Below are 3,396 nucleotides of genomic sequence, written 5' to 3'. Positions count from 1 at the left end.
GCAGTAGAACTGGTTACTGGTTCACTCCTGCGAAATCTGACTCAAGACAACATTTCCAGCAGGGCGAGATTATGCCGAGATTCAGTGATTCCAAATGGGGCGAAACTATCTGGTACTGGTCTGGCGAAGAGTAACCATTGCCGCATCTCTCGGCTATGATCCGAGCTGTTGAAAAGCGCTTGGTCAAATGGAAAGGCATGCAGCGCAACAGCTCTGCTGCCTCCTCCGGTTCAAGCCATCCGAAAAGAGCGGAAAAGCCTGCGAACAAAGATGCCGCCGTTGCAACCAAAGGCACAGACGGTGCCAGTGGCACTCACTCCAATCAGGTCGAAGCCTCCAAAGTTGGTCTTCAGGCTCCTTCCAGCATTTTGAACGAGGGCTTGGGTGTCAGCGGCGAGCACATCGCCGATTACATCTTTGCCGTGGAGTTTGGCTGGGGCAAGGACTGGGATGGGCACGACAAGGGCGCTGACGGTAAGTGGCTTGAGGGAGTGCCAAGCGCAAGCAAGTTGGGGAAACTTTCGGCGGGCGGCAGTCCCAAGGCCAAACATGTGTTGTACAAGCTCACGGACGGTGCTAACGGCACCGGGATAGACGCGGTTTGGCGGGCTAATCCCGCAAACAATGGCGGCGAAAAGTTCGCCATTGTAGAGGCAAAGGCAAGCCGTGATGAAGATGCACCGAAGTTCATGCGGAAACTGAATAATACAAGAAAGCCGGGGGTCGCATCGAAGTTGGGCGTTTCTGGACTAGGCGACCCAAGCACCCTGCTCGAACCAGTGGAAAATGATCAAGATACTCCTACAAAGAAAAATATGACTCCGAAAACCACTGGCAGAGTGAAAGCATCACCGTCTCGATCGGCAAAGAGCGGTAAAACCAAGAGCAAAGAAGTCCTTGTTCAAATGAGCATTGAATGGATACTTAGTAACTTACAAAAAGCTGTCGGCAATCGATTGCTCGCAGGGCAAGTAGAGGCCTCGTATAGCCGACATTTATTCTATGCACCGCTCTTTCATCCTAGCGCTAGTCCGAAAGAGCACGCCGAAGCTCAACTTCATAACACAGAAGAAAGCAAGCACAGCTCTCATAAAGCTTTTCATTACGATGAAACGGAAGTGAAAGCATTTGTAAATAAACGCAAGAGGTCCCTGACCAAGAAAAACGGCGCATTGGACACATTAAAAATTGAGGCGTAGAAACAATGAGTGTACGACAGCCCTTTTATAGCACCAACCACTATACAAACTTCCTCACAGAATATAGCCAACTAGTTGAATTTTTTAAAACAAATAAATTTAAATCCGATTCTGCCATCGAAGAAAGTTCACAGCGAGCAAGATATTTCCAGAGCCTCGCCCTGGACAAGCTGCTAGCGACCTATACAGCAGGCGCAGAAATTGAAGACCTTATTCCGTTACTCGAGGATCTGATCGATCATTATGAAGTCCGCCAAAAAGCCTTGGCAGAAAATCAAGGCATACCAAATATTTCACCTTTAGCGATCGACGACTGGGTTTATCAGTACGAAGAAGCCGTCCAAGTAATTAGTCTGTGCATATTGTTACATCGAACAGATTCGCTACCTCGCTTTGTTAGATTGATCGACAACGCGGGTTATGAGGGTGAAGACACGCTTTACGAAGCACTGCTGCAAAAAGTCATGCCAGGGCGGCATGACATAGACGAGTGGTTCCACGAGCTCTACACACCGCTTATCCAAGCCATTTACAGTGAAAACGAGCAAGAAGCCTCGAAATTGCTCAAAAAATATTGCAAGCAATGGTATCCCGCTTTTAAGCAAGCTCCTTGGCACGATACCCATTTGCAAGGAGACGAAGGGCCGTACGTAGGTTATTGGGCTTTCGAGGCTGGCGCCGTTGCGTTTCTATACGGTATTGACGACAGCAAAATAGACCACATGGTTTACCCAAAGGATTTAGTCGGATATGCCCGCAACTATCAACCAACCAATAATTCTCAGGTATCGCGAATCGACGGCGGCCAACCCTGCAGTAAAACTGGTTACTGGTTTACTCCTGCGAATTCTGACTCAAGACAACATTTCCAGCAGGGCGAGATTATGCCGAGATTCAGTGATTCCAAATGGGGCGAAACTATCTGGTACTGGTCTGGCGAAGAGTAACCATTGCCGCATCTCTCGGCTATGATCCGAGCTGTTGAAAAGCGCTTGGTCAAATGGAAAGGCATGCAGCGCAACAGCTCTGCTGCCTCCTCCGGTTCAAGCCATCCGAAAAGAGCGGAAAAGCCTGCGAACAAAGATGCCGCCGTTGCAACCAAAGGCACAGACGGTGCCAGTGGCACTCACTCCAATCAGGTCGAAGCCTCCAAAGTTGGTCTTCAGGCTCCTTCCAGCATTTTGAACGAGGGCTTGGGTGTCAGCGGCGAGCACATTGCCGAATACATCTATGCCGTGGAGTTTGGCTGGGGCAAGGACTGGGATGGACACGACAAGGGCGTTGACGGTAAGTGGCTTGAGGGAGTGCCACGCGCGAGCAAGTTGGGGAAACTTTCGGCGGGCGGCGGCCCCAAGACCAGGCACACACAAATGAATAATATTACTCCCTTCCTACTTGCCACCATGCTGCTGGCAGGATCCACCTGCTCAAATGCAGGTTCGTTGCCATATGATGCTTGGCGCTTGGGCTTTTCGGCACCTGACTACATGGAAGTCTGGATCGAAACAGCGGATGTTGTGGATATGAAAGGGCAAGTATATCGACGTGCAATGAGTGAAGTTTCAGCCATTCAGACCCCTGAGAATAATAAGGGCAACCCGAAAGGCTGGCCTAAGAAATCGGGTTGGGGGAAAGGTAAGTACGTGACGAATGCAGATTTACCGAAAAAAATCTACGTCCGTTGGCAATCTTTAGTCGAACCCCAGACATATCAAGTAGGCATTGATATAGCTGAGTCAACTCGGGAGATTATGCGCACGAGTGAAAAAACTTATTGCGCAGCTACAGGAAAGTGGACAACCGGATACCGAAAAGCAATCGCAATCGGTCTCGCACCCGGTGGCATTGTTAAAGTTTGGGTACTTGGACCATGCCTGACACCCTTAGAGGTTATGCGAGTAAAAGCTGAGGTGGATCCGCGCGGGCCGTACGAAGGCAAATCGGGTGGTCAATACGACGCGCTCTCTGAGATTTCTAGAATGCATGTGAAGAAATTCGGCGTGCCATATGGCTCTTGGTGATGTCACCGGCTGCGTACTGCACTCTCAGTTACCGTAGGAAACTGCTTCGATGAGGAGGACCACACGTTGGTATCCTCGCCTCCACCAAGTAAAGACATATAAGTACGGCTTCCGCCGCTTGTAGCTGGCTTGCTTACGACAGCCGGCGATCAGCCCCCCCCCTAACCCCCCAGTCA

At 50.2% G+C, this 3,396-nt stretch carries 3 protein-coding genes; all 3 read left to right on the top strand.

Annotation, left to right across the window (positions count from 1 at the left end):
- The first annotated feature begins 197 nt into the window (after positions 1-197).
- The 3 genes from D6877_RS13690 to D6877_RS30230 all read left to right on the top strand — a co-directional run bounded on the left by D6877_RS13690 (position 198) and on the right by D6877_RS30230 (position 3,220).
- Positions 198-1,199 (top strand): hypothetical protein, encoded by a 1,002-nt coding sequence (locus tag D6877_RS13690; protein WP_130911142.1) that lies wholly within the window; start codon positions 198-200, stop codon positions 1,197-1,199.
- Between the two features lie 5 nt (positions 1,200-1,204).
- Positions 1,205-2,146: a PoNe immunity protein domain-containing protein gene (locus D6877_RS13685; protein ID WP_130911141.1), complete on the top strand. Its 942-nt coding sequence runs from the start codon at positions 1,205-1,207 to the stop codon at positions 2,144-2,146.
- A 63-nt stretch (positions 2,147-2,209) separates the two neighbouring features.
- Complete coding sequence (locus D6877_RS30230) at positions 2,210-3,220, top strand: DUF2931 family protein (RefSeq protein WP_347233413.1); 1,011 nt, start codon at positions 2,210-2,212, stop codon at positions 3,218-3,220.
- Positions 3,221-3,396: the final 176 nt, after the last annotated feature.

It is taken from the genome of Pseudomonas sp. Sample_9 (assembly GCF_004307535.1).
GTDB classification, from domain to species: domain Bacteria; phylum Pseudomonadota; class Gammaproteobacteria; order Pseudomonadales; family Pseudomonadaceae; genus Aquipseudomonas; species Aquipseudomonas mercuritolerans.
Note: the sequence above shows the minus strand (reverse complement) of the source record. Positions and strands in the feature narration are given on the sequence as shown.

Bases quoted from the DNA above. Each gene is read 5' to 3' on its own strand.
- D6877_RS13690 (WP_130911142.1), top strand. From the start codon at position 198: ATGCAGCGCAACAGCTCTGCTGCCTCCTCCGGTTCAAGCCATCCGAAA.
- D6877_RS13685 (WP_130911141.1), top strand. From the start codon at position 1,205: ATGAGTGTACGACAGCCCTTTTATAGCACCAACCACTATACAAACTTC.
- D6877_RS30230 (WP_347233413.1), top strand. From the start codon at position 2,210: ATGCAGCGCAACAGCTCTGCTGCCTCCTCCGGTTCAAGCCATCCGAAA.